Source organism: Kribbella sp. NBC_00382, from assembly GCF_036067295.1.
Lineage (GTDB): Bacteria > Actinomycetota > Actinomycetes > Propionibacteriales > Kribbellaceae > Kribbella.
Genome location: NZ_CP107954.1, coordinates 3,447,844 through 3,473,942 on the forward strand (window position 1 = coordinate 3,447,844; position 26,099 = coordinate 3,473,942).

The 26,099-nt window shown below is 68.2% G+C and carries 28 protein-coding genes; 20 read left to right on the forward strand and 8 right to left on the reverse strand.

Features of this window, described 5'->3' with window-relative positions:
- The first annotated feature begins 118 nt into the window (after positions 1-118).
- Positions 119-1,117, forward strand: coding sequence for a TAXI family TRAP transporter solute-binding subunit (locus tag OHA70_RS16840; RefSeq protein ID WP_328333553.1), 999 nt, complete (start codon positions 119-121; stop codon positions 1,115-1,117).
- A gap of 22 nt (positions 1,118-1,139) precedes the next feature.
- Here OHA70_RS16840 and OHA70_RS16845 read toward each other — a convergent pair whose 3' ends face one another.
- Positions 1,140-2,510, reverse strand: a complete 1,371-nt coding sequence (locus OHA70_RS16845) for a sensor histidine kinase (RefSeq protein WP_328333555.1) — start codon at positions 2,508-2,510, stop codon at positions 1,140-1,142.
- 3 nt (positions 2,511-2,513) lie between these two features.
- The gene (locus OHA70_RS16850) at positions 2,514-3,179 is read right to left on the reverse strand and encodes a response regulator transcription factor (protein WP_012918592.1); all 666 of its coding nucleotides are present in this window, start codon (positions 3,177-3,179) and stop codon (positions 2,514-2,516) included.
- A gap of 117 nt (positions 3,180-3,296) precedes the next feature.
- On the opposite strand from OHA70_RS16850, the gene OHA70_RS16855 reads away from it, so the two are divergent.
- The gene (locus OHA70_RS16855) at positions 3,297-5,321 is read left to right on the forward strand and encodes a TRAP transporter permease (RefSeq protein WP_328333557.1); all 2,025 of its coding nucleotides are present in this window, start codon (positions 3,297-3,299) and stop codon (positions 5,319-5,321) included.
- Entirely contained in the window at positions 5,318-6,301 is a 984-nt protein-coding gene (locus OHA70_RS16860) for a TAXI family TRAP transporter solute-binding subunit (RefSeq protein WP_328333559.1), read from the forward strand. Before OHA70_RS16855 ends, OHA70_RS16860 begins: the two co-directional genes overlap by 4 nt.
- A 197-nt stretch (positions 6,302-6,498) precedes the next feature.
- Here the strand turns inward: OHA70_RS16860 and mgrA are convergent, their stop codons facing one another.
- Together mgrA and OHA70_RS16870 are read right to left on the reverse strand one after the other, a co-directional pair.
- Positions 6,499-7,533: an L-glyceraldehyde 3-phosphate reductase gene (gene mgrA / locus OHA70_RS16865; protein ID WP_328333561.1), complete on the reverse strand. Its 1,035-nt coding sequence runs from the start codon at positions 7,531-7,533 to the stop codon at positions 6,499-6,501.
- 102 nt (positions 7,534-7,635) lie between these two features.
- Positions 7,636-8,340: a phosphotransferase family protein gene (locus OHA70_RS16870; RefSeq protein ID WP_328333563.1), complete on the reverse strand. Its 705-nt coding sequence runs from the start codon at positions 8,338-8,340 to the stop codon at positions 7,636-7,638.
- Between the two features lie 34 nt (positions 8,341-8,374).
- Between OHA70_RS16870 and OHA70_RS16875 the strand changes: the two genes are divergently transcribed.
- The 3 genes from OHA70_RS16875 to OHA70_RS16885 all read left to right on the forward strand — a co-directional run bounded on the left by OHA70_RS16875 (position 8,375) and on the right by OHA70_RS16885 (position 11,634).
- A complete protein-coding gene (locus OHA70_RS16875; RefSeq protein WP_328333565.1) occupies positions 8,375-9,001 on the forward strand; it encodes a flavin reductase family protein in 627 nt (208 codons plus the stop codon).
- 99 nt (positions 9,002-9,100) lie between these two features.
- On the forward strand, positions 9,101-10,876 hold the full coding sequence (locus tag OHA70_RS16880) for a molybdopterin-dependent oxidoreductase (RefSeq protein ID WP_328333567.1): 1,776 nt from the start codon (positions 9,101-9,103) through the stop codon (positions 10,874-10,876).
- A 92-nt stretch (positions 10,877-10,968) separates the two neighbouring features.
- The gene (locus OHA70_RS16885) at positions 10,969-11,634 is read left to right on the forward strand and encodes a fasciclin domain-containing protein (RefSeq protein WP_328333569.1); all 666 of its coding nucleotides are present in this window, start codon (positions 10,969-10,971) and stop codon (positions 11,632-11,634) included.
- Between the two features lie 157 nt (positions 11,635-11,791).
- Here OHA70_RS16885 and OHA70_RS16890 read toward each other — a convergent pair whose 3' ends face one another.
- Complete coding sequence (locus tag OHA70_RS16890) at positions 11,792-12,751, reverse strand: hypothetical protein (RefSeq protein ID WP_328333571.1); 960 nt, start codon at positions 12,749-12,751, stop codon at positions 11,792-11,794.
- Positions 12,752-12,882: 131 nt separating this feature from the next.
- On the opposite strand from OHA70_RS16890, the gene OHA70_RS16895 reads away from it, so the two are divergent.
- Both OHA70_RS16895 and OHA70_RS16900 read left to right on the forward strand, forming a co-directional pair.
- Complete coding sequence (locus tag OHA70_RS16895; RefSeq protein ID WP_328333573.1) at positions 12,883-13,461, forward strand: acyl-CoA thioesterase; 579 nt, start codon at positions 12,883-12,885, stop codon at positions 13,459-13,461.
- Positions 13,458-14,114 carry a potassium channel family protein gene (locus OHA70_RS16900; protein WP_328333575.1) on the forward strand — a complete coding sequence of 219 codons (657 nt, stop codon included), beginning with the start codon at positions 13,458-13,460 and terminating at the stop codon, positions 14,112-14,114. The genes OHA70_RS16895 and OHA70_RS16900 overlap by 4 nt, the downstream gene beginning before the upstream one ends.
- Here the strand turns inward: OHA70_RS16900 and OHA70_RS16905 are convergent.
- Positions 14,111-14,719 carry a TetR/AcrR family transcriptional regulator gene (locus OHA70_RS16905; protein WP_328333578.1) on the reverse strand — a complete coding sequence of 203 codons (609 nt, stop codon included), beginning with the start codon at positions 14,717-14,719 and terminating at the stop codon, positions 14,111-14,113. The two genes, OHA70_RS16900 and OHA70_RS16905, sit on opposite strands and share 4 nt — an antisense overlap.
- 37 nt (positions 14,720-14,756) lie before the next feature.
- On the opposite strand from OHA70_RS16905, the gene OHA70_RS16910 reads away from it, so the two are divergent.
- The 9 genes from OHA70_RS16910 (at position 14,757) to OHA70_RS16950 (ending at position 21,332) form a co-directional block, all read left to right on the forward strand.
- Positions 14,757-15,677, forward strand: a complete 921-nt coding sequence (locus OHA70_RS16910; RefSeq protein ID WP_328333580.1) for a DMT family transporter — start codon at positions 14,757-14,759, stop codon at positions 15,675-15,677.
- Positions 15,652-16,158: a MarR family winged helix-turn-helix transcriptional regulator gene (locus tag OHA70_RS16915; protein ID WP_328333582.1), complete on the forward strand. Its 507-nt coding sequence runs from the start codon at positions 15,652-15,654 to the stop codon at positions 16,156-16,158. Before OHA70_RS16910 ends, OHA70_RS16915 begins: the two co-directional genes overlap by 26 nt.
- A gap of 23 nt (positions 16,159-16,181) precedes the next feature.
- Complete coding sequence (locus OHA70_RS16920; protein WP_328333584.1) at positions 16,182-17,429, forward strand: glycoside hydrolase family 3 N-terminal domain-containing protein; 1,248 nt, start codon at positions 16,182-16,184, stop codon at positions 17,427-17,429.
- A complete protein-coding gene (locus OHA70_RS16925) occupies positions 17,429-17,767 on the forward strand; it encodes a YidH family protein (protein WP_328333586.1) in 339 nt (112 codons plus the stop codon). Before OHA70_RS16920 ends, OHA70_RS16925 begins: the two co-directional genes overlap by 1 nt.
- 10 nt (positions 17,768-17,777) lie before the next feature.
- Entirely contained in the window at positions 17,778-18,086 is a 309-nt protein-coding gene (locus tag OHA70_RS16930) for a DUF202 domain-containing protein (protein WP_328333588.1), read from the forward strand.
- Between the two features lie 138 nt (positions 18,087-18,224).
- A complete protein-coding gene (locus OHA70_RS16935; protein ID WP_328333590.1) occupies positions 18,225-18,857 on the forward strand; it encodes a DUF47 domain-containing protein in 633 nt (210 codons plus the stop codon).
- A 2-nt stretch (positions 18,858-18,859) separates the two neighbouring features.
- The gene (locus OHA70_RS16940; protein ID WP_328333592.1) at positions 18,860-19,858 is read left to right on the forward strand and encodes an inorganic phosphate transporter; all 999 of its coding nucleotides are present in this window, start codon (positions 18,860-18,862) and stop codon (positions 19,856-19,858) included.
- Positions 19,859-19,948: 90 nt separating this feature from the next.
- On the forward strand, positions 19,949-21,088 hold the full coding sequence (locus OHA70_RS16945; RefSeq protein WP_328333594.1) for an inorganic phosphate transporter: 1,140 nt from the start codon (positions 19,949-19,951) through the stop codon (positions 21,086-21,088).
- A gap of 10 nt (positions 21,089-21,098) precedes the next feature.
- Complete coding sequence (locus OHA70_RS16950) at positions 21,099-21,332, forward strand: hypothetical protein (RefSeq protein WP_328333596.1); 234 nt, start codon at positions 21,099-21,101, stop codon at positions 21,330-21,332.
- A 6-nt stretch (positions 21,333-21,338) separates the two neighbouring features.
- Here OHA70_RS16950 and OHA70_RS16955 read toward each other — a convergent pair whose 3' ends face one another.
- Complete coding sequence (locus OHA70_RS16955) at positions 21,339-21,875, reverse strand: hypothetical protein (protein ID WP_328333598.1); 537 nt, start codon at positions 21,873-21,875, stop codon at positions 21,339-21,341.
- A 179-nt stretch (positions 21,876-22,054) separates the two neighbouring features.
- Complete coding sequence (locus OHA70_RS16960; protein WP_328333600.1) at positions 22,055-22,804, reverse strand: lysophospholipid acyltransferase family protein; 750 nt, start codon at positions 22,802-22,804, stop codon at positions 22,055-22,057.
- Between the two features lie 195 nt (positions 22,805-22,999).
- Here OHA70_RS16960 and thiC point away from each other — a divergent pair, with 195 nt between their 5' ends.
- From thiC to OHA70_RS16975, 3 genes are all read left to right on the forward strand, one after another.
- Positions 23,000-24,625 (forward strand): phosphomethylpyrimidine synthase ThiC, encoded by a 1,626-nt coding sequence (thiC, locus tag OHA70_RS16965; RefSeq protein ID WP_328333602.1) that lies wholly within the window; start codon positions 23,000-23,002, stop codon positions 24,623-24,625.
- Positions 24,626-24,872: 247 nt separating this feature from the next.
- Positions 24,873-25,472: a transposase gene (locus OHA70_RS16970; RefSeq protein ID WP_328333604.1), complete on the forward strand. Its 600-nt coding sequence runs from the start codon at positions 24,873-24,875 to the stop codon at positions 25,470-25,472.
- On the forward strand, positions 25,469-26,023 hold the full coding sequence (locus OHA70_RS16975) for a hypothetical protein (protein ID WP_328333606.1): 555 nt from the start codon (positions 25,469-25,471) through the stop codon (positions 26,021-26,023). The genes OHA70_RS16970 and OHA70_RS16975 overlap by 4 nt, the downstream gene beginning before the upstream one ends.
- The last annotated feature ends 76 nt before the right edge of the window (positions 26,024-26,099 follow it).

The following is a 26,099-nucleotide window of genomic DNA, read 5'->3' on the forward strand; positions in this document are numbered from 1 at the left end:
CGGCCCTCGCGGCCGGTGCGATGACAACGCTGTCACATCCCAAGGGGGCCCGTCCAGACGCTGTTCGTTCGAGCACGGTAAGTAGCCTCGGGACCACTTGCCCAATAGGTTGTCCTCTATGGATCGCGCCCATCTCCTGAATCGCCGTAACGTGCTCGGATTCGGAGCCGCCGCGGCGGCCGCCATGGTGGTTCCCGGCTGCTCCCGCGGGCGGTCGAAGGAGCCGGCCCCGAGCGGCCCGGCCAAGCTCGCCACCGGCAACGTCGGCGGGGTGTACGCCGTGTACGGCGCGGGGCTGGCGAAGCTGGTCACCGAGGTGACCGGGGTCACGATGGAGACGATCACCACCCAGGGCTCGGTGCAGAACCTGAAGATGCTCGACATGGGCACCGCCGACCTGGCCTTCAGCCTGTCGGACTCGGCCCTGGACGCCTTCGAGGGCGTCGACCAGTTCAAGACGGGCAAGCTCCGGTTCACCGCGCTGGCCCGGACCTACGACAACTACGTCCACGTGGTGGTGCCGACCGCGTCCGACGTCTTCAAGCTCAAGGACCTGACCGGCAAGACCGTCAGCGTCGGACCGAAGCTGTCGGGGACCAAGGTCGTCGCCGACCGGATCCTGGACACCGCCAGGGTCCGGAACGTGACGAAGGTGAATCTCGACCTGGAGAGCGCGGTGAAGGCGCTGGCCGCCAAGGCCGAGAACCCCAAGGCCAAGGGCGGTATCGACGCGCTGATCTGGAGCGGCGGTCTGCCGACCACTCCGATCGGGGTGCTGCAGGACACCATCGGCTTCCGGCTGGTCGACATCGGCGACGTCGCCGAGACGATCGCGCTGCGGCGCTTCGGCGGTTACGTGCTGTCCTCGATCCCGCCGTCGGTCTACAAACTGGCCAGCGCGGTCCCGACCCTGGCCATCCCGAACTACCTGCTGGCCCGCCGCGGCCTGTCCGACTCCTGGGCCTGGTGGACCCTCAACACACTGTTCCGCCGCCAGGCCGACCTGATGACGTACCACAAGGAGGCCGGCTCGCTGGATGCCCGCTCAGCGGTCGCCACCATGCCGATCCCGCTCCATCCGGCTGCTGAGCGCTGGTACCGCACCAACCACGTCTGAGTACTACGGCCTGCCGCAGTACTCAGGCGTCGTAGTCATCCAGCAGGGGGACCCGGACCTCGATCACCAGGCCGCCACCGATCGGGGGACGGGCGACCACGCGGCCGCCTACCCGGGCTGCCTCGGAGCGGACGATGGCCAGGCCCAGGCCGGTACCGGGCATCTCGCGGTGGTGGGCGCTGCGCCAGAAGCGCTCGCCGACCTTCTTCAGGTCGCGGGAGCCGAGGCCGAGGCCGTGGTCGCGGACCGAGAGGACGACCTCGGTACCGTCGCGCAGTACCGAGACCTCGACCGGGGGTGCGCCGTACTTCGAGGCGTTGTCGAGCAGGACGTCCAGGATGTCGTCCACCTCGAGCTCGGACGCGACCCCGCCGGGGACCATCTCGCCGATGATGAGTTCGAGGTCGTCGGCGGCGTAGACGGCCTTCCAGCCGACCAGCCGTTCCTTGATCGCCTGGGCCAGGTCCAGCGGCTCTTCGCTGCCCTCGGTTTCGCCAGGGCGGTCCGAGCCGGCCAGCCGGGACAGCCGCTGGACGATCCGGCCGAGCCGGTCGATGTCGCTGAGCGCGAACCGCGCGGTCGGTGACAGCCGGGACAGGCCCTCGATGTGGATCCGGGCCGAGGTGAGCGGCGTCCGGAGCTGGTGCGACGCGTCGGCGACGAACTCGCGCTCGCGCTGGCGGGCCTGGTGCAGGCTGAGCGCCATCGAGTTGAAGCTGTCGCCGAGCCGGCGCAGCTCGGGCGCGCGGCCGTCGGTGGAGACCCGGGTGTCGAGCGCGCCGCGGGTGACCTGGTGGGTCGCGTTGTCGAGGTCGTTGATCGGCCGCAGCACCCAGCGGCTGACCGGCCGGACGATGCCGATGACGACGGCGACGATGGCGACGATCAGGCCGCCGAGCAGGAGCAGCAGGCCGTTCTGCACCTGGTCGCGGGCATGCTCGGTCGGCACCCGCAGGACGGCGGCGCCGAGGACCCGGCCGTTGTTGACGACCGGGCGGGCGACGACCATCTCGCCGGACTTCCAGGGCCACATGGCCGGCGGCTCGGCCGGCAGCCGGCCGGCCAGCGTGCTGGACAGCGCGGTCGCCAGGTCGGGCTCGCGGACGTCCACGCCGGAGCGCGAGGTCGCGATCACCCGGCTGTCGACGTCGACGACGAAGACAGGCGTGTTGTAGAGCTCGTGGTAGCGGACGGCGAGCTCACGCAAGCTGGCGATGTCGCCGGACTGCAGCGGACCCTCGGCCATCGTGGCGAACCAGTCAGCGTCGTTGCTGCGGGACAGGAACAGGGTGCGGGACGCACCGGTCGCGATGAAGTTGGCCAGCGGCCAGGCAGCGACGATGGCGAGGATGACCACCATCGGGACGAGGGACTGCAGCAGACGACGACGCAACGGTCAGTCCGAACCCAGGCGGTAGCCGACACCGCGGATGGTCTGGACCAGCTCGGGCCGGCCGAGCTTGGCCCGCAGGCTGGCGACGTGCACGTCCATGGTCCGCGAGGAGGCCTCGAAGACCGACTGCCAGGCATACAGCGCGACTTGCTCACGCGGCACCACCCGGCCGTGATGGGCGGCCAGCACAGCTAGCACGTCGAACTCCTTGCGGGTCAGGCTGATGGGCTTGTCGGCGACCTGGACCGTGCGTGCCTCGATGTCGACGGTCAGGTCTCCGACGGTGACCCGGGGGCGGGGCTGCAGAAGACCGGTACGGCGTAGTACAGCATCGATCCGGGCCAGTAGCTCGGAGATCGCGAACGGCTTGACCACATAGTCGTCGGCACCGCTGCGCAGCCCGCGGACGCGGTCGGCCGCTTCACCCCGGGCAGTCACCGCGATCACCGGTACGTCCGACACCGTACGGATCTGCCGGCACACGTTGATGCCGTCGCCGTCGGGCAGCCCGAGGTCCAGCAACACGAGGTCACCGGGGTCGGCTGCGAGCGCGTCCGCAGCCGTCCGGACGTGCGTCACCATCAACCCGTACCGGCGCAACGCAGGTATCAGAGCGTTCGCAATATCTAGATCGTCCTCGACCAACAAAATCCTGACGGCGCCGCTCATGCCGTGATCGTAGGGCAGGTGACGGGGTTATGTGTCAGATCTTGGTAAAGACGTAATCATGCGACTCCGCCTCGTGGTCGGCGACACTAGCCTTCGACCACAGGAGGGAACCAGTCGATGACTGTGAGTGCAACATCGGGGGGTGGCAGCGCCACGCTCTCCGATTCGGAACTCGCCGAGTACGAGCAGGAAAAGCCCGCTCGGCGGCTGCGTCCTGCCCTGGACCGGGTGATCTCGGTCTGGTGCGCGGTGATCAGTGTCGGTGTTCTGGTCCAGGTTTTCTTCCCGCTGTCGGCCGGGACCCAGTACTACTTAGTGATCTTTCTCGCAGCCGTCCTCCCGATCACTTTGTTGTGCTACCGGGGCTGGAAGGTGCCGCCCTTCCTGAATCCGTTCAAGGCGCGTTCGACCGACAACCCCGGCATCACCGACTGGGTGCTCGCAGCGGTCGCGGTCGTTGTCTGTCTCTACCCGCTGCTCGACTTCGACGGCTTCCTCGAACGCCGCCAGGCGCCGACCACGCTCGACGTGCTGACCGGCGCGATCCTGCTCGTCCTGCTGCTGGAGGCTTGCCGGCGTACGACCGGCTGGGTCCTGCCGCTCGTCAGCCTGCTGTTCATCGCCTACGCGTACTACGGCGGCTATCTGCCCTACACCTGGTCGTTGGCCCACCAGGGCTTCAACTTCTCGGCGATCATCGCCCAGTTCACGATGGGCACGGCCGGCTTCTACGGAACGCCACTGGGCGTCGCAGCCAGCTACATCGTGCTCTTCACCATCTACGGCGCCGTGCTGGACTACTCCGGCGCCGGCAAGTTCTTCATCGACCTGTCCTTCGCTGCATTCAAGCGCAGCCGGACGGCACCTGGCCGGACCGTCACCCTGGCCGGCTTCTTGCTCGGCAGCGTCTCCGGCTCCGGTACTGCGACCGCCGTATCGCTGGGCACCGTCTCGTGGCCGATCCTCCGCCGTGCGGGCTACCCGCCTGAGCCCGCCGGCGGGATGCTGGCCGCGGCCGGGATCGGCGCGATCTTGTCGCCCCCGACGCTTGGCGCCGCCGCATTCATCATCGCCGAGTTCCTTCAGGTCTCGTACCTGACAGTGCTCGGCTATGCGGTCATCCCGACGATCCTGTACTACCTGGGCATCCTGCTCGCGATCGAGATGGACGCGCGCCGGCACGGTACGACCGAGGGCGAAGCCTCCACCGAGTCGGCGTGGAGGCTGCTCAAGCGCTTCAGCTACCACTTCCTCTCGCTGTTCGTGATCATCGCCTTCATGGCGGTCGATGTGCCGCCGTTCAAGGCCGTCGTCTACGCGGTGATCATCCAGTTCGGGCTGTCGTTCCTGGACCGCGAGCACCGGTTGACGGCCGGGCCGCTGTTCAAAGCGCTTGCCCAAGGCACCCGTTCTGTACTTCCGGTGGTGGCCACCTGTGCGACGGCCGGTGTGATCGTCGCGGTGACCACGCAGACCGGGCTCGGGCTCAACCTGGCCTCGATCATCGTGGACGCGGCCCAGGGGCTGACCGACAACCAGACCGTGATCCTGATCCTGACGGTGGTGCTGTCGGCGTTCGCAGTACTGATCCTCGGCCTGGCCGTGCCGGTGACCGCGTCGTTCATCATCGCGGCCGTGATCATCGCGCCGGCCCTGGTGCAGTTGGGCGTCACGCAGCCCGAGGCGTACATGTTCATCTTCTACTACGCCGTACTGTCGGAAGTCTCGCCGCCGACCGCGCTGGCCGCGGTGGCGACGTCCGCGATCACCGGCGGCAAGGTGATGCCGACGATGTGGCAGGCGTGGAAGTACACGCTGCCCGCGTTCCTGGTGCCGTTCGCGTTCGTACTGACCGACAACGGCGCTCGGCTGCTCGGACAGGGCAGCCTGATCGGCATGGTGTGGACCCTCGCGGTCTCGATGCTCGCCGTCGCCGCGTTGGCCGTGGTGACCGGCGGATGGATCTTGGTTGCAACCACTTGGGTGGAGCGGGCGCTGTGTGTTCCGTCCGCTCTGTGTTTGCTTTACCTCGCGCCCGTAACTATTGCGCTTGGAATCGGTTTGTTAGTTGTCGCCGTACTTGTCAACCTGGTCCGGCGACACCGCCTGACTGGCCCAACGGAAGGACCAGCCGCCCCATGAGAACCCGCCGACGCCTCCCCGCCGCCGTGGTCGCGCTAGCCGCCGCTGTTTCGCTGGTCGCCTGTGGAGGGCAGCGAGAACCGGAAGCAGGCAAGGCCGGTACCGATGGTGGCCGGCTGACCATCGCCACCGGCAACACGACCGGTGTGTACTACCAACTCGGTGGCGCGATGGCGAAGGTGTTCTCCGAGAAGGTCGACGGCTACCGGGCGACCGCGAGCGAGACCGGCGCGTCGGTGCAGAACGTCCAGGGGCTGGTGGCCGGCAACTACGACATCGCGTTCTCGCTCGGCGACACCGCCGCGGACGCGGTCAAGGGCGAGCACAGCTTCAAGAGCCCGCAGGACGTGGTCGCGCTGACCCGGCTGTACCCCAACTACACCCAGGTCGCGGTCCGGGCCTCGGCCGGGATCACCAAGCTCGCCGATCTGAAGGGCAAGCGGGTCTCCACCGGTTCGCCGAACTCCGGGACCGAGGTGATCGCCCGGCGGCTGCTCGAGGCCGCGGGGCTGGACCCGGCCCGCGACGTCAAGGCGCAACGGCTCGGCCTGCCGGAGTCTGTCGACGGGATGAAGGCCGGTTCGATCGACGCGCTGGTCTGGTCCGGCGGCCTGCCGACCGGTGGCATCACCGATCTGATGACGAGCCTGGGCAAGGACGTCAAGCTGATCCCGATCACGGATCTGCTGCCCGCGCTGACCAAGACCTACGGCACGATCTATGCCCAGGGCAACATTCCGGCCGCGACCTACAAGCAGCCGGGTGACGTCGCGACGATCATCGTGCCGAACGTGCTGCTGGTCCGGAAGAACATGTCCGACGAGCTGGCCGAGAAGCTGACCAAGGCGATCTTCGAGAACAAGGAGGCGCTGGTCCAGGTGAACGCGGCGGCCAAGGGCATCACCATCGAGCAGGCGGCCGATACGGCGCCGGTCGAGCTGCACCCGGGCGCGAAGAAAGCGATCGACGCCTTGAAGTAACCCCACGAACCGTCCTCCCCCGCACTCCAGGCGCAGCGGGGGAGGGCGCAGGGACCCACCGCCGCACACCAGGCGCAGCGGCGGCGGGAACCAGACCCACCCTCACAACCAGGCGCAGTGGGGGAGGGTTTCAGATCGGGCCCGTCCCGCCGGAGGCATCCGGCGAAGGCGGGCCCGATCGCGTTCCGGTCCTGCTGTCAGGCTTCGGAGCTCTTCTTCCAGAGGTTGATGCCGGCCTCGACGGCGTCGGCGTCGATCGCGTCGAGCTCGTCCTGGGTGAACTTGAGGTTGCCGACCGCGGCCAGGTTGTTCTCCAGCTGAGCGACGCTGGAGGCGCCGATCAGGGCGCTGGTGACCCGGTCGTCGCGCAGGGTCCAGGCGAGCGCCAGCTGGGCCACGGACTGGCCGCGCTGCTTGGCGATCTCGTTCAGCGCGCGGACGTGGCCGAGCGTCTCCTCGGTCAGCTGGTCGGTGCCCAGCGAGGTGCCCCTGGAGGCGCGGGAGCCCTCCGGGATGCCGTCGAGGTAGCGGTCGGTGAGGATGCCCTGCGCCAGCGGCGAGAAGGCGATCACACCGACACCGAGCTCACCGACGGTGTCGAGCAGGTCCTCCTCGATCCAGCGGTTCAGCATCGAGTACGACGGCTGGTGGATCAGCAGCGGAGTACCGAGGTCGGCGAGGATGGCGGCCGCCTGGCGGGTCTTCTCCGCGGAGTACGACGAGATGCCCGCGTACAGCGCCTTGCCGGAGCGGACGGCGCTGTCGAGCGCGCCCATCGTCTCCTCCAGCGGGGTGTCCGGGTCGAACCGGTGCGAGTAGAAGATGTCGACGTAGTCCAGCCCTATCCGGTCCAGCGACTGGTCGAGCGAGGCGAGCAGGTACTTGCGGGTGCCGCCGCCCTGGCCGTACGGGCCCGGCCACATGTCGTAGCCCGCCTTGGTGGAGATCAGCAGCTCGTCGCGGTACGGCTTGAAGTCGCGGGCGAAGTGGCCGCCGAAGTTGGTCTCGGCCGAGCCGTACGGCGGGCCGTAGTTGTTGGCCAGGTCGAAGTGGGTGACGCCGAGGTCGAAGGCGCGGCGCAGGATGTCGCGCTGGGTGTCGAGCGGCTTGTCACCACCGAAGTTGTGCCACAGACCCAGCGAGATCGCCGGCAGCTGCAGTCCGCTGCGGCCACTGCGCCGATAGGTCATCTGGTCGTCGTACCGGTCCGGAGCGGCTACGTAGTCAGTCACAGTTCCTCAGTCTGCCCCATGTCGTGACAAGTCCGCGAACCCTTGTTTTCCGTGGCTTGTGAGTGTCAGTACTGGGTCTTCTTGATCAGGTTGCGCCACGGCTCAGGCGGTGACGAGGCGTAGAACCGCAGCACCCCGAGTAGCCGGCTGCTCGGGGGAGCGGTCCAGTGCCGCTGCCCCGGCTGCGGATCTTTGGGGAGCGCACTGATCACCCCAGTCGATGATCGCCTGCAGTTGGTCGTCGTGCGTCATCAGGTTCTGCTGCGCCAGATCGCCGTGCAGAAGTACAGGCTCTTGCTCTGGGATCAGGGTGGCGAGGTGATCGAAGACGCTGAGAAGCCAGGTCGCGATGCTCGGGTCGAGATAGCCCCGCGTGGCCAGGCTGTCCACGGTCGGGCGGGGATCGCCGCCCCCGTCGTCTGCCGGAGCCCCGGCCGGCCGGGCCGCTTGATGAAGGAGCGCGATCTGGGCGCCGACCTCTTGCCAGAAGCTCGGGGACGGTGGCTCGCCGTCGACCAGGTCGGTGCCGTGGACTCGTTCGAGGACCATGAACGGGGCGTCGATGAGAGTGCGGGTGGTGTCGAAGTCGACGATGGCGGGCGTGCGCACACCGGCCGCGATGGCTGCGGGGATGACGGTGGACTCTTTGCGCAGGTCCTGCTCGAACTCGGTGCTGCGGGGGATGCGGACGAAGAGGTCGTCGCCGAGGGTGTAGGCGCGGTTGGCCACGCCTCCTGCGACTTCGCGGATGGCGTCCGGCGGTACGGAGTACCGGGTGGCCAGGGCCGTGCGCAGTGGAGTCTTCATCGGGGTGATTCTCTCCTGCTGGATACTGATCGGTGTGCGACGGGAACTGGATCCGGAGATCATCAGCAGTAGGGACTTCTACGCCGTGCTGAACGCGGTGGTCGTGCCGCGGCCGATCGCGTGGGTCTCGTCCCGGTCAGCCGCGGGTGTGCTGAACCTGGCGCCGCATTCGTTCTTCACCGTCTCCTGCGTGCAGCCGCCGATGGTGCAGTTCACCTCGGTCGGGCGCAAGGACAGCCTCAACAACGTCGAGGCGACCCGTGAGTTCGTGGTCAACTTCGCGGCCGAGCCGTTGTTCGAGCAGGTGAACGCGACCGCGACGAACTTCCCGCCGGAGATCGACGAGTTCGCCGCCGTCGGGTTGCATGTCGAGGCAAGTGCAACGGTCGCTGTACCTCGGGTGGCCGAGTCGCCGGTGGCGATCGAGTGCACGCTGCACACGACGGTCGAGCTGGGTGACTCGACCGTGGTGATCGGCCGGGTCCGCCGGATCAGCATCGACGAGTCGGTGATGGACGGGCACCACCCCGAGATCACCAAGCTGCAGCCCCTCGCGCGGCTGGGGCGGAACGAGTGGTCGACGCTCGGCGAGATCCGCGACATCAGCAGGATCCGGTACTCCGACTGGCCGGGCGATTACGCGGGTCCGCGAAAAGCCTGACAGGTAAGGGGAATCTGGGCGGGGTTTCCGCTCGGGCGCAAAACTTTTTGAATTTGGACCCATCCGGGGGGCTGGGCGGCCCGAAGTACCGGCATGACCATGAGGAAACGTCGCGCACTCGCAGCGCTGGGAGGTTTGCTCGCCGCAGGCGCAGGACTCGGCCTCGGCGAACTCACCGCCGCACTGGCCGGTGGCACGTCCCCCGTGGTCGGCGTCGGCACCCAGCTGATCGACCTGGCCCCCGGTGCTGCCAAAGACTGGGCAGTCAAAAACCTGGGCACCGCCGACAAGCCAATCCTGATCGGCGTAGTCCTGCTAGCCGTAGCGATCTTCTCCCTGGTGGCCAGCGCCATCGGCGCCACCCGCCCGAGGATCGCCATCGCCCTGACAGTCCTCCTAGGCGCCCTAGCCATCCTCGCCGCCGCCACCGGCCGCACCCTCGCAACCAACCACTTCACCCAGGTCCTCCCCGCCATCATCACGTTGCTAACAGCAACAACCGGCATAGTCGTCGTACTACGCACCCTCAAACCCTTCGGCGGCAGCCGGCACCCGGAAGCCCCTGCCGCCGAAGGCTCCAACCCGCCCCTCGCCACCAATACGCCTACCGCCGACGGCGCCGACCCGGCCCTCGCCACCAACGCTCCCGCAGACGAGGGCTCGGAATCCGCCCCCGCCACCAACGCCCCCGTCGCCGGAGGCGGCAAGCCCACGCTCCGCGTCGGCGACTCAGCGCCCGTGGCTGGTGCAGCCGCTTCGTCTGACACCGCGCGCAGCGCCGTGGGCGCGGAGCCGGCCGAGGCGCCGAGTGGGTTTGATCGGCGGGCGTTTCTGGGGACTGTGATGGCTCTGGGGGTCGCCGGGGCTGGTGGGTTCGGAGGCTCGCTGGTGGTGCCGGGTGGGGTTAGTGAGTCGACTCGGCGGGGGATCAAGCTGCCGATGGCTGCTAGCCGGGCTCGTGCGGTGCCGGCTGGGGTGGCGGCGGACGTCTCCGGCGTCAGCAAGTTCTTCACGCCGAACCCGAACTTCTACCGCGTCGACACCCTGCTCACCGTCCCCAAGGTCGACCCGCGCAACTGGCAGCTCCGCATCCACGGCATGGTCGACCGCGAACTCCGGCTGAGCTTCGCCGACCTGCTCGACCGCCGGCTGATCGAGCGCGACATCACCCTCACCTGCGTCTCCAACGAGGTCGGCGGCCCGTACGTCGGCAACGCCCGCTGGATCGGCGTACCGATCGCCGAGCTGCTCCGCGAGGCCGGCGTCCAAGGCGGCGCCGACGCGGTCCGCTCGACCAGCGTCGACGGGCTCACCATCGGCACCCCGCTGAAGGCTCTGACCGACGGCCGCGACGCGATTCTCGCCGTCGGCATGAACGGCGAACCGCTGCCCTTCGAGCACGGCTTCCCGGTCCGGATGGTGGTGCCAGGCCTGTACGGCTTCGTCTCCGCGACCAAATGGCTGGTCGACTTCGAAGTGACCAAGTTCGAGGACTTCAGCGCGTACTGGACCGATCGCGGCTGGTCCGTCGAGGCACCGATCAAGACCTCGTCGCGGATCGACGTACCGCGCGGATTCGCCCGGATCAAGGCCGGCCCCGCGGTCGCGGCCGGTGTTGCCTGGGCTCAGCACCGCGGTATCACCAAGGTCGAGGTCCAGGTCGACGACAACGACTGGTTGCCCGCGACGCTCGCCGCCGAGGACTCCATCGACACCTGGCGGCAATGGACCTTCCGCTGGGATGCCACCCCCGGCAACCACACGCTCACCGTCCGGGCGACCGACGCCACCGGACAGGTGCAGACCGCCGACCGTGCGGCCCCGCGACCCAACGGGTCGAGTGGCCTGCACAACACGGTGGTGATGGTCGAGTAATTCGGCCGGATCACCCGCAGACCCCACAGCAGAACGCCTGGCGGCACACCAGTGATCACGCCGGGAAATCAAACCCAAGGAGAAGGATCGTCATGTCCCACACCATCAAGCGCGTCGCCCTCGCCGCCTCCGCCGTTTCGTTGCTCTTCGCAACGGTTGCCTGTGGCAGCAGCGACGACAAGTCGAGCAGCACCCCGTCGACCAGCAGCTCGGCCTCGACCTCGACGTCAGACACCCCGTCAGCGATGCCGTCCGTCGACAACGCAGCCGGCCTCGTCGGCCCGGGCTGCGCCGACTACGCCAAGGCGAACCCGACCGGCGCCGGCTCGGTCGACGGCATGGCCGCCGCCCCGGTCGCGACCGCCGCCTCCGGCAACCCGCTGCTCAAGACGCTCGTCGCGTCGGTATCGGGCAAGCTCAACCCGAAGGTCGACCTGGTCTCCACCCTCAACGGCGGCGAGTTCACCGTCTTCGCACCCGTCGACTCCGCCTTCGCGAAGATCCCGGCCGCGACGATCAACACGCTGAAGACCAACTCCGCGCTGCTGACCAAGATCCTGACCTACCACGTGGTCGCCGGTCAGCTCGACCCCGCCGCGGTCGTCGGCAAGCAGACCACCGTCGAGAAGGGCGCCCTGACCGTCACCGGCTCGGGCAACAACCTGATGGTCAACAACGCCAAGGTCATCTGCGGCGGCGTGAAGACCGCCAACGCCACGGTCTACCTGATCGACACCGTCCTGATGCCCCCGGCCTGAGCTTCCATCAGTTGCCCTAGGCAACTGATCCGCCGACCGACTGAGCGGTGCCCCTTCTGCCGGGCGCCGCTCAGTCATCGTTCAAACCGACGTGAGGGCGGTGGTCAGGGCCGGGGCGATGAGTGGGGGCTGCCAGGTCGAACGTACGCATATCTCGTCACGAGGCCGGGGTGAGCTCGTGCAGGAGCGCGAGGAAGCGTGGGGAGAGCCCGGGACCTGGCTCGTCGGCTGCTCGGGTGGCCAACTGCCAACCGTCCGAGGTCACCAGATACACCCAGGGACTCAGCGGCCCGGGATCGGTGGCGTGCGACCGTCCAGCCAGGTTGAGCATCATCCCGAGGGCCGGGATCGCGGACAGAGATGTGATCACGTGCACGAGCAGCAGATCGCGGACCGGCATCGCCACCAGTACGCCGTACCGCGGGTTCTCCACGTGGAGCGACTCACGCAGGACGGTGTCGAGCACGAGTGCCCGCGAGGCAGCGAAGATGCTGCCGCTGATCATCGCGACGTGGGTGCCGTCGTACGCCGCATAGCTGACGCTGTCCGTCATCGCACGCAGGTTTCGCAGACCGTATGACTCCGCCTCCGGCCAGGTCAGGCCGAGATCGCTCTCCGGGTCGAAGTACATCGTGATCGCGCCGTCGGAGCTCGTCGCGGGCACCGACAGCAGGCCGGGCACGAACTCCGGTGCCGCGCCGACCACCCGTGGATCGAGTGAGTCCTTCGTGGCCAGGCGCTGGATGAGCTCGGTCTGCGGATCGGCAGGCCGTGGCGCGAAGCCGTTGCGCAGGACATCGACCAAGCGTTCGAAGTGTTCGCCCACCAGGCGGGGCCAATGGTCCGGTCGCTCGTCCGCGACCAGCCGGGCCAGGTTGGTCAGCCCGGCCTCGAACCGCTGGAGCGGGGGAGCCTTCCCCGGCGGTCCGGCGGCCGTGGGCGTCCGCTGCAAACTGAGTGCGCCGCGTCCGTCGTACCGGCCGGTGAGTCCGAGGGTCGTGGCGGCTTCGAGGCTGAGGCGCACCAGGTGAGCGGCCTCCGCCCGGGACAACGGGAGCAGTACCGGATCGAAGTGGTTGCCTGAGGCCCGTTCGGTGGAGTCGTCGTGAGTGATCATGCTGTCCACCTCCTTCGACAGAGAAAGTACGAGCGAAGGCCCCACCGGCGGACGGCAGTTTCGGAGCCTGTGGACAACCGGGCGTTATCCTGCGTCAGCCATCGATCGACCGAATCCCGAGGAGCGACCCCATGTCCGGCACCGGCACCCCCAGCGCAGACCGCACGCCGGCCGAGGGTGTCGCGCGCGAGGAGGTGACGAGCCGCTCCGCCTCTGCCACCCGCATCTCGCTGTCGCACATCACCGCCCAGAACGAGACCAACCTGCTCGGCACCGTGCACGGTGGCGTGGTGATGACGCTGGTCGATTCGGTCGCCGGAGTCGTCGCGGCCAGGCACTCGGGCGGTCCCGCGGTGACCGCGTCGATGGACGAGATGGTCTTCGTGGTCCCGGTCCGGGTCGGCGACGTGGTCCACCTCACCGCCCAGGTGAACTGGACCGGGCGCAGCTCGATGGAGATCGGGGTCCGCGTCACGGCCGACCGCTGGGACTCCGTCAGCCCGCAGGTGCATGTCGCGACGGCGTACCTGGTCTTCGTGGCGGTCGACGAGAACGGCAAGCCGCGCCCGGTACCGCAGGTGGTGCCCGAGACCGACGACGACCACCGCCGGATGCGTGAGGCGGAGATCCGCCGCAGCCACCGGCTGGCCCGCAGGCAGGCGATCATCGCCTCCCGCGAAGCCACCGAAGAAACAGCAGCGTCCGAATGAAGCTGGTACGCAGCGCGCAGCGGCACCCGTCCGCGATCCTGCTGGTCGTCCAGCTGCTCGGCGTCCTGCTCTACCCCGCGATGGAGGGCTCGCGCGGCGGCCGGGTCGCGTTCGAGATCCTCGGCATTCTCTTCCTGACGCTCGCCGTCTTCTCGGTCCGGTCTACCCCCGGCCTCACCTGGGTCAGCGTCTGCCTCGGCCTCCCCGCCGTCGTCCTGTCGCTGCTGGACGCCTTCCGCCCGACCGACACGATCGTGCTGATCTCCAACCCGCTCCACGCCGCCTTTTACTTCTATGCCGCCTACAGCCTGCTCCGCTACATGCTGTCCGACCACGACGTCAGCGCTGACGAGCTCTGGGCCACGGGCGCGACTTTCACTTTGGTGGCTTGGGGTTTCGCCTACCTGTACGTCTTCGTCCAGGCGCTGGTCCCCGGCACCTTCACCGCAGCGGTCAACGCGAGTCAGGACCGTACCTGGATGGAGTTGCTGTTCCTCAGCTTCACCACGCTGTCCAGTACCGGCCTCAGCGACATCGTGCCGATCAGCTCGTGGGGACGCTCGGTCGTGATGATCGAGCAACTCGCCGGCCTCGGCTACGTCGCCATGGTCGTCTCCAGGCTGGTCGGCCTGACCGTCGCCAAACGCAACTAGTCCCGCGGCCAACCGGCCAGCAGATCGGCCGCGGCTCGATGCGCGACCTCAGGCGCGTTCTCCATCGCAGCCACCCGGAAACACACCAGCGCGCCCTCGTGCAGCAACAGCAGCCGATCAGCCAGCTCCTCCACGTCCGAGAAGCCGCCCAAGGCAGCCTGCGCCATGAACTCGGACCGCATCCACTGCTTCTGAGCCACGATCACCGGCATCGCGGGATGGTCGGGCGCGGCCAGCTCGACGCTCGCGTTGATGAAGCCGCAACCGCGGCGTGATTCGGCCATCCAGCCCGTGAGCGCCGCGAACAGCGTGAGGATCACGTCGGCCGGCGTCTCCGGCTTCAGCGCCGCGAGTTGATCATCGAGGAACGCATGCCAGGCCCGGTTCCGCTGCTCCAGGTACGCCGCGATCAACCGATCCTTCGACCCGAACCGGTCGTACAGCGTCTTCTTGGTCACCTCGGCCGCGTCCGCGATGGCGTCGACGCCGACCGTACGGATCCCGCGCTCGTAGAAGAGCGTCGACGCGGCCCGAAGGATCCGCTCACCCGCAGGCGTCAGCCGCTCCGCCTCGAGCTCACCGCGGTCCGTCAGCAATCCGACCATACTGACAGTATACCGACCGGTGTGGTTACTTGTCTCCATGATCACTCCACGCGCACTCCCAGTCCTGGCCGGTGCAGGCTTCGTCGTGTTCTGGAGTTGCGGCTTCATCGGCGCGCGCTGGGGCACGGAGTACGCCTCCGCCTTCGACCTGCTCGCCTGGCGGTACCTGGTCGCCGGCGCGCTGGCTGCCGCCGTACTGCTCAAGCGCCGCCCGCACCTGACCCGCAGCGACCTCATCACCCACGCGGTGATGGCCTTCCTCACCCAATGCGTCTATCTGGGCCTGATCTTCACCGGTATCGACCACGGCATCTCCGCAGGCGTCACTGCGCTCATCGGCTCGCTACAGCCGATCCTGATCGCCACAGTCGCCGGACCACTACTCGGTGAGCGAGTCAGCCCGAGGCAATGGATCGGCCTCCTCCTCGGCCTGGCAGGAGTCGCCTTCGTCGTCGCCGACGACCTAGGCGCAACCCCAGCCCTGACGTTCCTGCTCCCCATCGGCGGCCTACTCGGACTAGTGACCGGCACCGTCTGGGAGCGCCACCGCAAACCAACCACCAACCTGCTGGACGCCCTCTGCCTGCAGAGCCTGGTCTCTTGCATCTTCTTCGTCGTAGTGACCGCGAGTACCGGCCAGCTGACAGTCCCGCACGACGTGCAGTTCTACGGCGCAGTGCTGTGGCTCGTCGTGTTGGCCACCGGTGGCGGCTGGGGCCTGTACCTCGTCAACCTCCGCCTCTCCGGCGCCACCAGGATCAGCGGCCTCCTCTACCTGGTACCGCCGACGACGATGCTCTTCGCCTTCCTGCTGTTCGGCGAGACTATCGGCGCCCTCGCCGTCGGGGGAATGCTGCTCTGCGCGTTCGCAGTTCTGCTGATCACGGCTCGCCCAGGCGGCAGGAAGGCCCGGATCTCGTTACGCTGCGACAATGGCGGAACCACGGTGGCTGGATGACCAAGAGCAGCGGGCCTGGCGAGCGTTCATCGCGGCCCAGCGCGTGGTGAACGGCCGGATCGAGCAGCAACTGCAGCGCGACGCGGGCATGCCGCACACGTACTTCGAGATCCTGGTCCGGCTCGCCGACGCGGACGACGGCCGGCTGCGGATGAGTGAGCTCGCCGTCTCCACCCTCGGCTCGCGCAGCCGCCTGTCGCACGCGGTGAACCGGCTCGAGAAGGTCGGCTGGGTCCGGCGCGAGGGGATCGAGTCCGACCGCCGCGGTCAGGTCGCGATCATCACCGAGGAAGGCCGGCAGAAGCTCAAGGACACTGCACCGGGCCACGTCGAGACTGTCCGGCAGGCGGTCTTCGATGCGCTCACCGGCGAGCAGGTCGACCAGCTGCGCGACATCTGCGCGGCCCTGACCCGGCACTCCGGTGGTACCTACGACAGCGCCATCTGGGAACCAAAGGCCTCCGGTACGCCGGCCGAGTAACCCCATGGGCCAGAATGGCCGTGATGAAGACCACCGGACGCCGGGTACTGGCAGTAGCGGCCGCGGCGACTCTGCTCGCGGGCTGCAGCGACTCGGGCACCCCCACGGCGGGGCCTAGTACTGCGCCTTCCTCCTCGGTCACCCGGCAGACCCCGCTGCCGACCGAGACCCCGACGCAGACGCCCAGCCAGACGCCGAGCACTCCGAGCACGACTCCCAGTACTCCGCCCGCCGACGGCTGCGTCGACCAGAAGCTGCAGCAGCTGACGATCCGCGAGCAGGCGGCCCAGCTGATCATGACGGGCATCAGCACCAAGGGCATGACGGCGGCCGAGCGGTCCATCGCCAAGGCCCAGAAGCCAGGCGGCCTCCTGCTGATGGGTCCCGGCGCCAGTGCCTCCCACACCCGTACTGCGATGGCCGCTGTCACCACGACGGCCACAGTGAAGGGCATCCGGCCGTTCATCGCCGCAGACCAGGAAGGCGGCAAGATCCAGCGCCTCAAGGGCTCTGGCTTCGACCGCATCCCCGCAGCGACAGTGCAGGCCACCTGGTCCGACGACAAGCTCACCGCTCGCGCCAAGACGTGGGGCGGCCAGCTCAAGCAAGCCGGGGTCAACATGGACCTCGCGCCGGTCGCAGACGTAGTACCGGCATCTCTTGGGGACAGCAACGCTCCCATCGGGGCGCTGGACCGGGGCTACGGCAACACACCCGGCAAGGTCGGCCCGCACGTCGCCGCCTTCGTGAAGGGGATGGAGCAGGCCGGGGTGATGACCTCGGTCAAGCACTTCCCGGGCCTCGGCCGGGTCAAGGGCAACACCGACTTCTCCTCCGGCGTGGTCGACACCGTCACCACCCGCAACGACGACTACCTGTCGTCATTCGCCGCGGGCATCCAGGCCGGCTCGGACCTGGTGATGGTCTCCACCGTCACCTACACCAAGATCGACCCGGAGAACCGCGCTGTCTTCTCGCCCACCGTCATCGGCGGCATGCTGCGCGGCGATCTCGGGTACACCGGAGTCGTGATCACCGATGACGTAGGGGCGGCCGCGGAGGTCGCGTCGGTCCCTGCCGGCCAGCGCGCGACCCGCTTCGTCGCAGCCGGCGGCGACATCGTGATCACCGCCAAGGCCTCGCTCACCTCCACCATGGTCAACGCGCTGGTCGTGAAGGCCCAGCAGGACAAGACGTTCGCGGCCGCACTCCAGAGCAGCGTCCACCGGGTGCTCGCCCTCAAGCAGAGCCGTGGCCTGCTGAGCTGCTGATGACCGAGCCGACCCAGGAGCCCGACTACCGGTTCACCCTCGCCAACGAGCGGACCTATCTGGCGTACCTGCGGACCGCGCTGGCCTGCTACGCGGGCGGCCTGTCGGCGGTGCAGTTCCTGGACCTCGGACCCGACCGCTGGCCCGCGCGGATCATCGGCGTCGTACTGGTCGCCGCGGGGATCACCACCACCGCGCTGGCCTTCCGGCGCTGGCAGACCAATCTGACCGCCATGCGCACCGGCGGACCGCTCCCGGTGACCCGGCTGCCGTTGATGCTCGGGGCAACCATCGCAACCGTCGGTCTGATCGGTCTGCTGTTCAGCCTGTGGCGATGAACACACAGCGATGACCACAGCGTCGCGTGATCCAGGTCTCCAACCGGAGCGCACTCTGCTCGCCTGGCGCCGCACGGTGCTCGGCCTGGTCGCCAACGGCATCTTGTTACTTGCCTCCGGCCACGGTACGTCCGACGTCCGGCTCGGCCTCGGCATCGTGGTGACCGTCCTGGCCTTGTCCTGCTGGGCTGTCGTCACCGCGGTCTACCGCCGGGGCGTCAAGCCTTCGGCGCTGGGATCGGAGCGGGTCCTGCGGCTGGCGGCCGGTCTGGTGCTCGTCGTCGGAGTGTTCGACCTCTACGCGGTGATGACGCACTGAAGTCTTCCGGTCACTTTCCGGTCGGATTGAGTCTATGTGTTCATCATCTCGCGGTACCTTGAGCAGGCGGATGCTCCGTCAGCGGTCCGTTGCCCCTAGCATGGCCAAGGTTTGTCCCTCGTTCACCCGGAGCTTGAAGTGCCGTTACGTCTGCGTCCGAACGACCCGACGTTCTACGACCTTTTCACCGAATCAGCCAACCACCTGGTCGACGGGTCCCGCATCCTCGCCGAGCTGCTCGGCGTCACCGCCGGGACCGGGCTGTCGGCCAGCCATACGATCGCCGCCCAGATGAAGGACGCCGAGCACGCCGCGGACGAGACCACCCACTCGATCATCCGCCGGGTCAACTCGACCTTCGTGACCCCGTTCGACCGCGAGGACATCTACCGGCTGGCCTCCGACCTCGACGACGTCATGGACTACATGGAGGAGGCCGTCGACAGCGTCCACCTGTTCAACCTCGAGAAGCTGCCGGCCGAGGTGGCCGAGCAGATCGAGGTGCTGCAGCGGATGGCCGCGCTGACCGCCGAGTCGATGCCGCGACTGCGCACGATGAAGGACCTGGCGGAGTACTGGATCGAGATCAACCGGCTGGAGAACACCGGTGACGCGGTGCACCGCCGGATCATCGCCAAGCTGTTCAGCGGTGAGTTCGACGCGCTGATGGTGATGAAGCTCAAGACCGTGGTCGACCTGCTGGAGGCCGCCATCGACGCCTTCGAGCACGTCGCGAACACGGTCGAACAGATCGCCGTCAAGGAGAGCTGAGCGTGGAGCTCGCGCTCGTCATCGCGGTCATCGTCATCGCGCTCGCCTTCGACTACACCAACGGTTTCCACGACGCCGCGAACGCGATCGCCACCTCGGTCTCCACCCGGGCGCTGACACCCCGGGTCGCGTTGCTGATGGCCGCGGTGTGCAACTTCGCCGGCGCCTTCCTCGGGACCGAGGTGGCCGAGACGATCGGCAAGGGCATCATCACCTTGCCATCCGGCAAGCACGGCCTGGTGGTCGTGATCGCCGCGCTCGTCGGCGCGATCACCTGGAACCTGATCACCTGGTACTTCGGGCTGCCGAGCTCCTCGTCGCACGCGCTGATCGGCGGCCTGGTCGGGGCCGGACTGGCCTCCACCAGCGTGGTGCTCTGGTCCGGCATCGTCGACAAGGTCGTCATTCCGATGGTGCTGTCACCCGCGGTGGGTTTCTTCGGCGCCTTCTTGCTGATGATCGCCATCCTGTGGATCTTCCGGCGCAGCAATCCGGGCAAGACGACCCGTGGCTTCCGGGCCGCGCAGTCGGTGTCCGCGGCCGCGATGGCCCTCGGGCACGGGCTGCAGGACGCCCAGAAGACGATGGGCGTGATGTTCCTGGCGCTGCTCAGCACCGGGCATGTGGAGAAGGGCGACGGGATCCCGATCTGGGTCAAGATCTCGGCCGCGACCGCGATCTCGCTGGGTACGTACTCCGGCGGCTGGCGGATCATGCGGACCCTGGGCCGCCGGATCATCCACCTCGACCCGGCCCGCGGCTTCGCCTCCGAGGCGGTCGCGGCGACCGTGCTCTACGTGATGGCGATCGGCCTGCACGCACCGGTCTCGACCACCCACACGATCACCTCGGCGGTGATGGGCGCCGGCGCCACCAAGCGGCTGTCCGCCGTGCGCTGGGGTGTCGCCAAGGGCATCGTGGCGGCCTGGGTGCTGACCATCCCGGCGGCAGGCGTCGTCGCGGCGGGGGTCTACTACCTGGCGCACATGATCCTCGAGTAGTAGTTCATTCTTCGAGCAGTTCACCGCGATTTCACCCGGCGCGCTTAGCGTGAGAGCGCTCCTGACGCCGCCCTCTGGGATGTGATCGTGATGGATCTTTCGTTTCTCGTCATCGTGGTGATCATCACCGCCTTGGTGTTCGACTTCACCAACGGTTTCCACGACACCGCCAACGCGATGGCGACGTCGATCGCCACCGGAGCGCTGAAACCCAAGGTCGCCGTCGGACTGTCCGCCGTGCTGAACCTGGTCGGCGCGTTCGTCTCCACCGAGGTCGCCAAAACGATCTCCAGCGGGCTCGTCGACGACGCCAAGGTGACCGTGCCGATCATCTTCGGCGGCCTGGTCGGCGCCATCCTGTGGAACCTGCTCACCTGGTACGTCGGGTTGCCGAGCTCCTCGTCACACGCGCTGTTCGGCGGCCTGATCGGCGCCACCTGGATCGCGGCCGGCAGCGGTGCGGTCCACTTCGGCACCGTCGTGCAGAAGATCATCATCCCGGCCGTCGCCGCCCCGATCGTGGCCGGTGTGGTCGCCCTGCTCGGCACCTACCTGGTCTACACGATCACTCGGCGGGCCCGGAAGAAGAACGTCGACGACGGGTTCCGGGTCGGCCAGATCGCCTCGGCCTCCCTCGTCTCGCTGGCGCACGGTACCGGTGACGCGCAGAAGACGATGGGCATCATCACGCTGGTGCTGATCACCTCGGGCAGCCTGGCGTCCGGCTCCAAGCCGCCGCTCTGGGTGATCTTCGCGGCCGGCCTGGCGATCGCGGCCGGCACCTACCTGGGCGGCTGGCGGATCATCCGGACGATGGGCAAGGGGCTGACCGAGATCGAGTCGCCGCAGGGCTTCGCGGCGGAGACCAGCTCCACCGCCGTACTGCTGGCGTCGTCGCACCTCGGCTTCCCGCTGTCGACGACCCAGGTCTGCTCCGGCAGCATCCTCGGCGCCGGCCTCGGCAAGCGCCTGGCGGAGGTCCGCTGGACGGTCGCCGGCCGGATGGCGCTGGCCTGGCTGTTCACCCTGCCGGCCGCCGCGATCGTCGGCGCCCTGGCCGGCCGGGTCGCCAACTCCGGCAACCTCGGCGTCACGATCATCGCCGTCGCCGCGGCCGCCGCGGGTGGCTTCATCTACCTGGCATCACGCCGCAAGCCGGTCACGGCCGGCAACGTCAACGAGTACCCGGGCAGCACGACGGCCCCGGCGTCCGCAGTACCGGCTGCCTGAGGAGGATCTGATGCACATCGACTGGAGCGCACTCGGCCAGGTCGCGATCGTGAGCCTCGTCTTCGGGGTCGGTATCGCGGTGCTGTTCGCCGTCGGAGTCAACGCCTTGTCCCGGCGCGCGGTCGCGGTCGAGGAGAAGAGGAGCGCGCCGCCGGCCGACACCGCGGTGGCCGGCCTCTGCTTCCTCGCCTGCCTCGCCGCCGTCGTCTACGGCCTGTACCTGATCATCCCGCAGTTCCACTGAGTCAGCTCAGCGGTTCCAGCGGCGGACCGACCTCGCTACGTCCTTGGGGCGTAGCGAGGCGACCGCGCTCTCCCAGTTGTTGTAGAGGGAGTCGCCGAGCAGGTCGAGGCTCAGGAACGCCTGCGGGCGGACCGCCATCACCCAGGTGGCCGCCGCGGCATGGCCCTGCTGGTAGAGCAGCCGGTCGGCCGTCGCCTCGATCCGCGCCTTCCGGTCGTCGGGCGCCATGTTGATCGTCGCCCAGGCCTTCACGATCGCCGAGTCCTTGGCGGTCATCTGCGCCAGATAGGTCAGCGGGCCGCGCCACGATCCGCGGCGGCCGAGGCTGTCCAGGCTCTCCAGCGGGAACCAGCCGTTCTGGCAGCGCCGGCCGTTCACCGCCGACTCGATCTCCCGGGCCTGCTCCGGGCGCAGGTGCTGCGTCGCCCAGTACAAGAAGTAGACCCCGACATCCGGGATCTCCTCGGCCACGTTGCCCGGGATGCTCAGCTTCCCCGGTTCGAAGAGGTGCAGCTCTTCGTCTGATCCGTACAAAGTAGTCATTCCCCCGCCCAGCCCGATGACCGCAGGCCGGGCGTCCGGGGCGGGAACGCGACAGCCTGCCGTCGAGAGGGACCCCCCAGGTCCTGCTTCGACATACAAAGGTTCTTGGTACCCCTGGCTCGCGCCGGGGTCAACCCCTCGTCCGGATAGCGACGGGGGTGATAGCCGGAATGTTTGACCTACTTGCGGCGGCGGGCGGCCCGCTCGCGGAGCTCCTCGGCGTCGAGCCGGTCGGCCTCCTCGGGGGTCGGCGCGCCTCCGCCGTACGACGCCGGCAGCCACCACGCACCGGCGGGCTTGTCCGGGGACGCCTTGATCGTGCGGTCGAGCATCCCGGCCATCGTCGTCCGCAGCCGGGCGGTGGCCTCGGTGGCGTCCTCGTCCTTGCTCACGGGCATCGGCTCGCCGACGGTGATGGCGACCTGCTGGTGCCGGGAGAAGTCACGGGGGTGGTCCTTGGTCATCATCCGCTGGGTGCCCCACAGGATCATCGGGATCACCGGCACCCCGGCCTCGGCAGCCATCCGGACCGCGCCCGACTTGAACTCCTTCAGCTCGAACGACCGGCTGATGGTCGCCTCGGGGAAGACGCCGACGATCTCGCCCTCGCCGAGGTAGTGGATGGCTTCCCGGTACGACCCGGCGCCGGCGCCACGATCCACCGGGATGTGGTGCATGCCGCGCATCAGCGGTCCGGAGTACCGGTTGCGGAACAGCACCTCCTTGGCCATGAACCGGACCAGCCGCTTGCTCGGCTGTGCGCCGAACCCGCCGATCACGAAGTCCACGTAGCTGATGTGGTTCAGCGCCAGCACGGCACCACCCGTGGTCGGGATGTGCTCCGTCCCGACCATCGTGAAGCCCAGGTCGAGCACCTTGAACGCGGTCTTGGCGAAGCCGATCACCGGCGGGTAGAGGATGTCGCGCATGGTCCGACGCTATCGGGTCGGTCAACGGCGCGCGGATCCAGTACGCAGTACGCAAGCTGTGGTTAGAGTTGCCGACGACAAGTTGATACCGCGGGAGCTCGCGCTGTAGCGGGCTGAGAGGGCGGCTGGGTCTCGGAACCCGGCGCCGCCGACCGCCGAACCTGTCCGGGTAATTCCGGCGTAGGGAGCAGCATCGTGACAACTATCGACAACTCTGTCCGCCCTCAGGTCACTACCGGGCCGATCTCCGGATCGGAGAAGATCTACACCGGTGAGCTGAGGGTTCCGCAGCGACGGGTGCACCTCACCAACGGGGAGCACTTCGACCTGTACGACACCTCGGGTCCGTACACCGACGCGCAGGCCGAGATCGACGTCCAGGCGGGCCTTCCGCCGGTACGCCGGGAGTGGATCGCCGGCCGTCAGCCGTTGACCCAGCTGGCGCACGCGCGGGCCGGCACCATCACCGAGGAGATGCGCTACATCGCAGTACGGGAAGGCGTCGAGCCTTCGTTCGTGCGCGACGAGGTGGCCCGGGGGCGGGCCGTGATTCCGGCGAACCACAAGCATCCGGAGTCCGAGCCGATGATCATCGGGAAGAAGTTCCTGGTGAAGGTGAACGCGAACATCGGCAACTCCGTCGTCTCCAGCTCGGTCGAGGAGGAGGTGGAGAAGCTCGTCTGGGGCATCCGCTGGGGCGCGGACACGGTGATGGATCTGTCCACCGGCAAGAACATCCATGCGACGCGGGAGTGGATCCTGCGCAACTCGCCGGTCCCGATCGGCACGGTGCCGCTCTACCAGGCGCTGGAGAAGGTGAAGGGCGATCCGACCGAGCTGTCGTGGGAGGTCTACCGCGACACGGTGATCGAGCAGTGCGAGCAGGGCGTCGACTACATGACGGTGCACGCCGGCGTACTGCTCCGGTACGTGCCGTTGACCGCCCAGCGGATCACCGGGATCGTCTCGCGGGGCGGCTCGATCATGGCGGCCTGGTGCCTGGCGCACCACCAGGAGTCCTTCCTGTACACGCATTTCGCCGAGCTGTGCGAGATCTTGCGCGAGTACGACGTGACGTTCTCGCTCGGCGACGGACTGCGGCCGGGGTGCATCGCGGACGCCAACGACGCGGCCCAGTTCGCCGAGCTCAGGACGCTGGGGGAGTTGACCAAGATCGCCTGGGCGCACGACGTCCAGGTGATGATCGAGGGCCCCGGGCATGTGCCGATGGACAAGATCGCGGAGAACGTCCGGCTCGAGGAGGAGCTCTGCGGCGAGGCGCCGTTCTACACTTTGGGGCCGTTGGCAACCGATATCGCGCCGGCCTACGACCACATCACCAGCGCGATCGGCGCGGCCCAGATCGGCTGGCTGGGCACGGCGATGCTCTGCTACGTCACGCCGAAGGAGCACCTCGGCCTGCCCGACCGCGACGACGTGAAGACCGGCGTGATCACGTACAAGATCGCTGCGCACGCGGCCGATCTGGCCAAGGGGCACCCGGGCGCGCAGGACTGGGACGACGCGTTGTCGACGGCCCGGTTCGAGTTCCGCTGGGAGGACCAGTTCAACCTGTCGCTGGATCCCGACACGGCGCGCTCGTACCACGACCAGACGCTGCCGGCCGAGCCCGCCAAGACGGCGCACTTCTGCTCGATGTGCGGGCCGAAGTTCTGCTCGATGCGGATCACCGCCGACATCCGCAAGTACGCCGAGGAGCACGGGCTGGACTCCGCCGAGGCGATCGAGGCGGGCTTCGCGGAGATGTCGGAGACCTTCAAGGCCAAGGACTCCAAGCTCTACCTGCCGCTGGCCGACTGAGCTTGCATCCGGGACAAATCTAGACTCGCCGGTCCGCGCTCCGAAGTACCCGAAAACCTCCTGACTCCGTGTGAGGGTGACGGTGAGTCGGGGCGCGGAAAGGCCCGATTTCAGCGGAGAATTGGGAGATCGGTGGCCACCGGGGTGATCACGGTGGGTGATCGGGCGAACCGGTTCAGGTTTTTGCCTTCACTCTGAGTGAATAAGACTGTAGCCTTAACCTGCGTCGGGAAGGAGGTACAAGGCGGTGGTCTTCGTTCTCACGGTAGATCAGCGAGGCAGCCGGAGCATCGGCGATCTCGTACCCGAGCTGCTGAATACGCTGAACCGGCGGCCGCGCCGGATCGGCCTGCTGCGCAAGTTCGAGCGCACGGCCGGCGACGAGGTGCAGGGCATTCTCTCGGAGGCTCGCGCCACGGTCGACGTCGTCGTGCAGCTGCTCCGCGCGGACACCTGGCACATCGGTCTCGGCGTCGGGGCGGTTGACCAGCCTCTGCCCCGGAGTACCAGGGCAGGCAGCGGGGAGGCATTCGTCTTCGCGCGGGAGGCGGTCAACCGGGCCAAGGCGAGCCCGCATCACGTGAACGTCGTCGGTGCGAACGAGCACGCGGCGGAGCAGGTGGAGAGCGTCATGTGGCTGATGGCCTCGGTGCTGCGTCGCCGTAGCGAGCGCGGGTGGGCTGTGGCTGACCTGCTCGCCGAGGGGCTCACCAGGCGAGAGATCGGCGTGAAGCTGGGGATCAGCCAGTCCGCTGTCACCCAGCGGGCGCAGGCGGCCGGTTTCGCCGAGGAACAGCGCGGACGCGTGCTTGCGGCAGAGTTGCTCGAGGCTGGGGAGGTTGCATGACGGCAGCGGTACTGGTGCTGACTGGGGTGGCTCTGGTGCTCGCCGTACTGGCGTGGGTGCCCAAATCGGGTGCCACGCTGGAGATAGTGCTCAGTGGCGTGATGCTGGCCTGCTTGATGGGCACCGGCATCCTGCTGCTGGCGGGGCACGGCGTACAGGGTTGGCGGGAGGCCTGGTGGAACATCCTCCTCCTGGTCTCCGGCGGCCTTGCAGTAGCCGGTGGTGGCCCGCTGACCACGTCAGTGCTGGCGCTGGTCGACCGCGGCAACACCAGGTCGCAGTCAACCCAGCAGGCCGGTGAGGTGCTCCGCGGTGGCGCGCTGATCGGCGCCCTGGAACGTGGCGCCATCTACGGCTCGATCGTGGCGGGCTGGCCCGAGGGGATAGCGATCGTGCTGGCCATCAAGGGCCTGGCGCGATACCCAGAGCTGCGTAGTCCGGACCAGCCGGCCTCGGTGACGCCCACGGCGGTGGCGGAGCGATTCATCATCGGCACCTTCACCAGTGTGCTGTGGGCCGTCACCTGCGCCGGGCTGCTGGTATCTCGTTAAGTGCCCCGAGTCCGACGTTCTTTGACGTGAGCGGCGCCCAGGCACGCACCTCGCGGCAGCGGAGAAACGGCCACGA

Excerpts from the sequence above, each read along its gene's own strand:
- OHA70_RS16840 (WP_328333553.1), top strand. The coding sequence starts at position 119 with ATGGATCGCGCCCATCTCCTGAATCGCCGTAACGTGCTCGGATTCGGA.
- OHA70_RS16850 (WP_012918592.1), bottom strand. The coding sequence starts at position 3,179 with ATGAGCGGCGCCGTCAGGATTTTGTTGGTCGAGGACGATCTAGATATT.
- OHA70_RS16855 (WP_328333557.1), top strand. The coding sequence starts at position 3,297 with ATGACTGTGAGTGCAACATCGGGGGGTGGCAGCGCCACGCTCTCCGAT.
- OHA70_RS16860 (WP_328333559.1), top strand. The coding sequence starts at position 5,318 with ATGAGAACCCGCCGACGCCTCCCCGCCGCCGTGGTCGCGCTAGCCGCC.
- OHA70_RS16870 (WP_328333563.1), bottom strand. The coding sequence starts at position 8,340 with ATGAAGACTCCACTGCGCACGGCCCTGGCCACCCGGTACTCCGTACCG.
- OHA70_RS16880 (WP_328333567.1), top strand. The coding sequence starts at position 9,101 with ATGAGGAAACGTCGCGCACTCGCAGCGCTGGGAGGTTTGCTCGCCGCA.
- OHA70_RS16885 (WP_328333569.1), top strand. The coding sequence starts at position 10,969 with ATGTCCCACACCATCAAGCGCGTCGCCCTCGCCGCCTCCGCCGTTTCG.
- OHA70_RS16890 (WP_328333571.1), bottom strand. The coding sequence starts at position 12,751 with ATGATCACTCACGACGACTCCACCGAACGGGCCTCAGGCAACCACTTC.
- OHA70_RS16895 (WP_328333573.1), top strand. The coding sequence starts at position 12,883 with ATGTCCGGCACCGGCACCCCCAGCGCAGACCGCACGCCGGCCGAGGGT.
- OHA70_RS16900 (WP_328333575.1), top strand. The coding sequence starts at position 13,458 with ATGAAGCTGGTACGCAGCGCGCAGCGGCACCCGTCCGCGATCCTGCTG.
- OHA70_RS16905 (WP_328333578.1), bottom strand. The coding sequence starts at position 14,719 with ATGGTCGGATTGCTGACGGACCGCGGTGAGCTCGAGGCGGAGCGGCTG.
- OHA70_RS16910 (WP_328333580.1), top strand. The coding sequence starts at position 14,757 with ATGATCACTCCACGCGCACTCCCAGTCCTGGCCGGTGCAGGCTTCGTC.
- OHA70_RS16915 (WP_328333582.1), top strand. The coding sequence starts at position 15,652 with ATGGCGGAACCACGGTGGCTGGATGACCAAGAGCAGCGGGCCTGGCGA.
- OHA70_RS16920 (WP_328333584.1), top strand. The coding sequence starts at position 16,182 with ATGAAGACCACCGGACGCCGGGTACTGGCAGTAGCGGCCGCGGCGACT.
- OHA70_RS16925 (WP_328333586.1), top strand. The coding sequence starts at position 17,429 with ATGACCGAGCCGACCCAGGAGCCCGACTACCGGTTCACCCTCGCCAAC.
- OHA70_RS16930 (WP_328333588.1), top strand. The coding sequence starts at position 17,778 with ATGACCACAGCGTCGCGTGATCCAGGTCTCCAACCGGAGCGCACTCTG.
- OHA70_RS16945 (WP_328333594.1), top strand. The coding sequence starts at position 19,949 with ATGGATCTTTCGTTTCTCGTCATCGTGGTGATCATCACCGCCTTGGTG.
- OHA70_RS16950 (WP_328333596.1), top strand. The coding sequence starts at position 21,099 with ATGCACATCGACTGGAGCGCACTCGGCCAGGTCGCGATCGTGAGCCTC.
- OHA70_RS16955 (WP_328333598.1), bottom strand. The coding sequence starts at position 21,875 with ATGACTACTTTGTACGGATCAGACGAAGAGCTGCACCTCTTCGAACCG.
- OHA70_RS16960 (WP_328333600.1), bottom strand. The coding sequence starts at position 22,804 with ATGCGCGACATCCTCTACCCGCCGGTGATCGGCTTCGCCAAGACCGCG.
- OHA70_RS16975 (WP_328333606.1), top strand. The coding sequence starts at position 25,469 with ATGACGGCAGCGGTACTGGTGCTGACTGGGGTGGCTCTGGTGCTCGCC.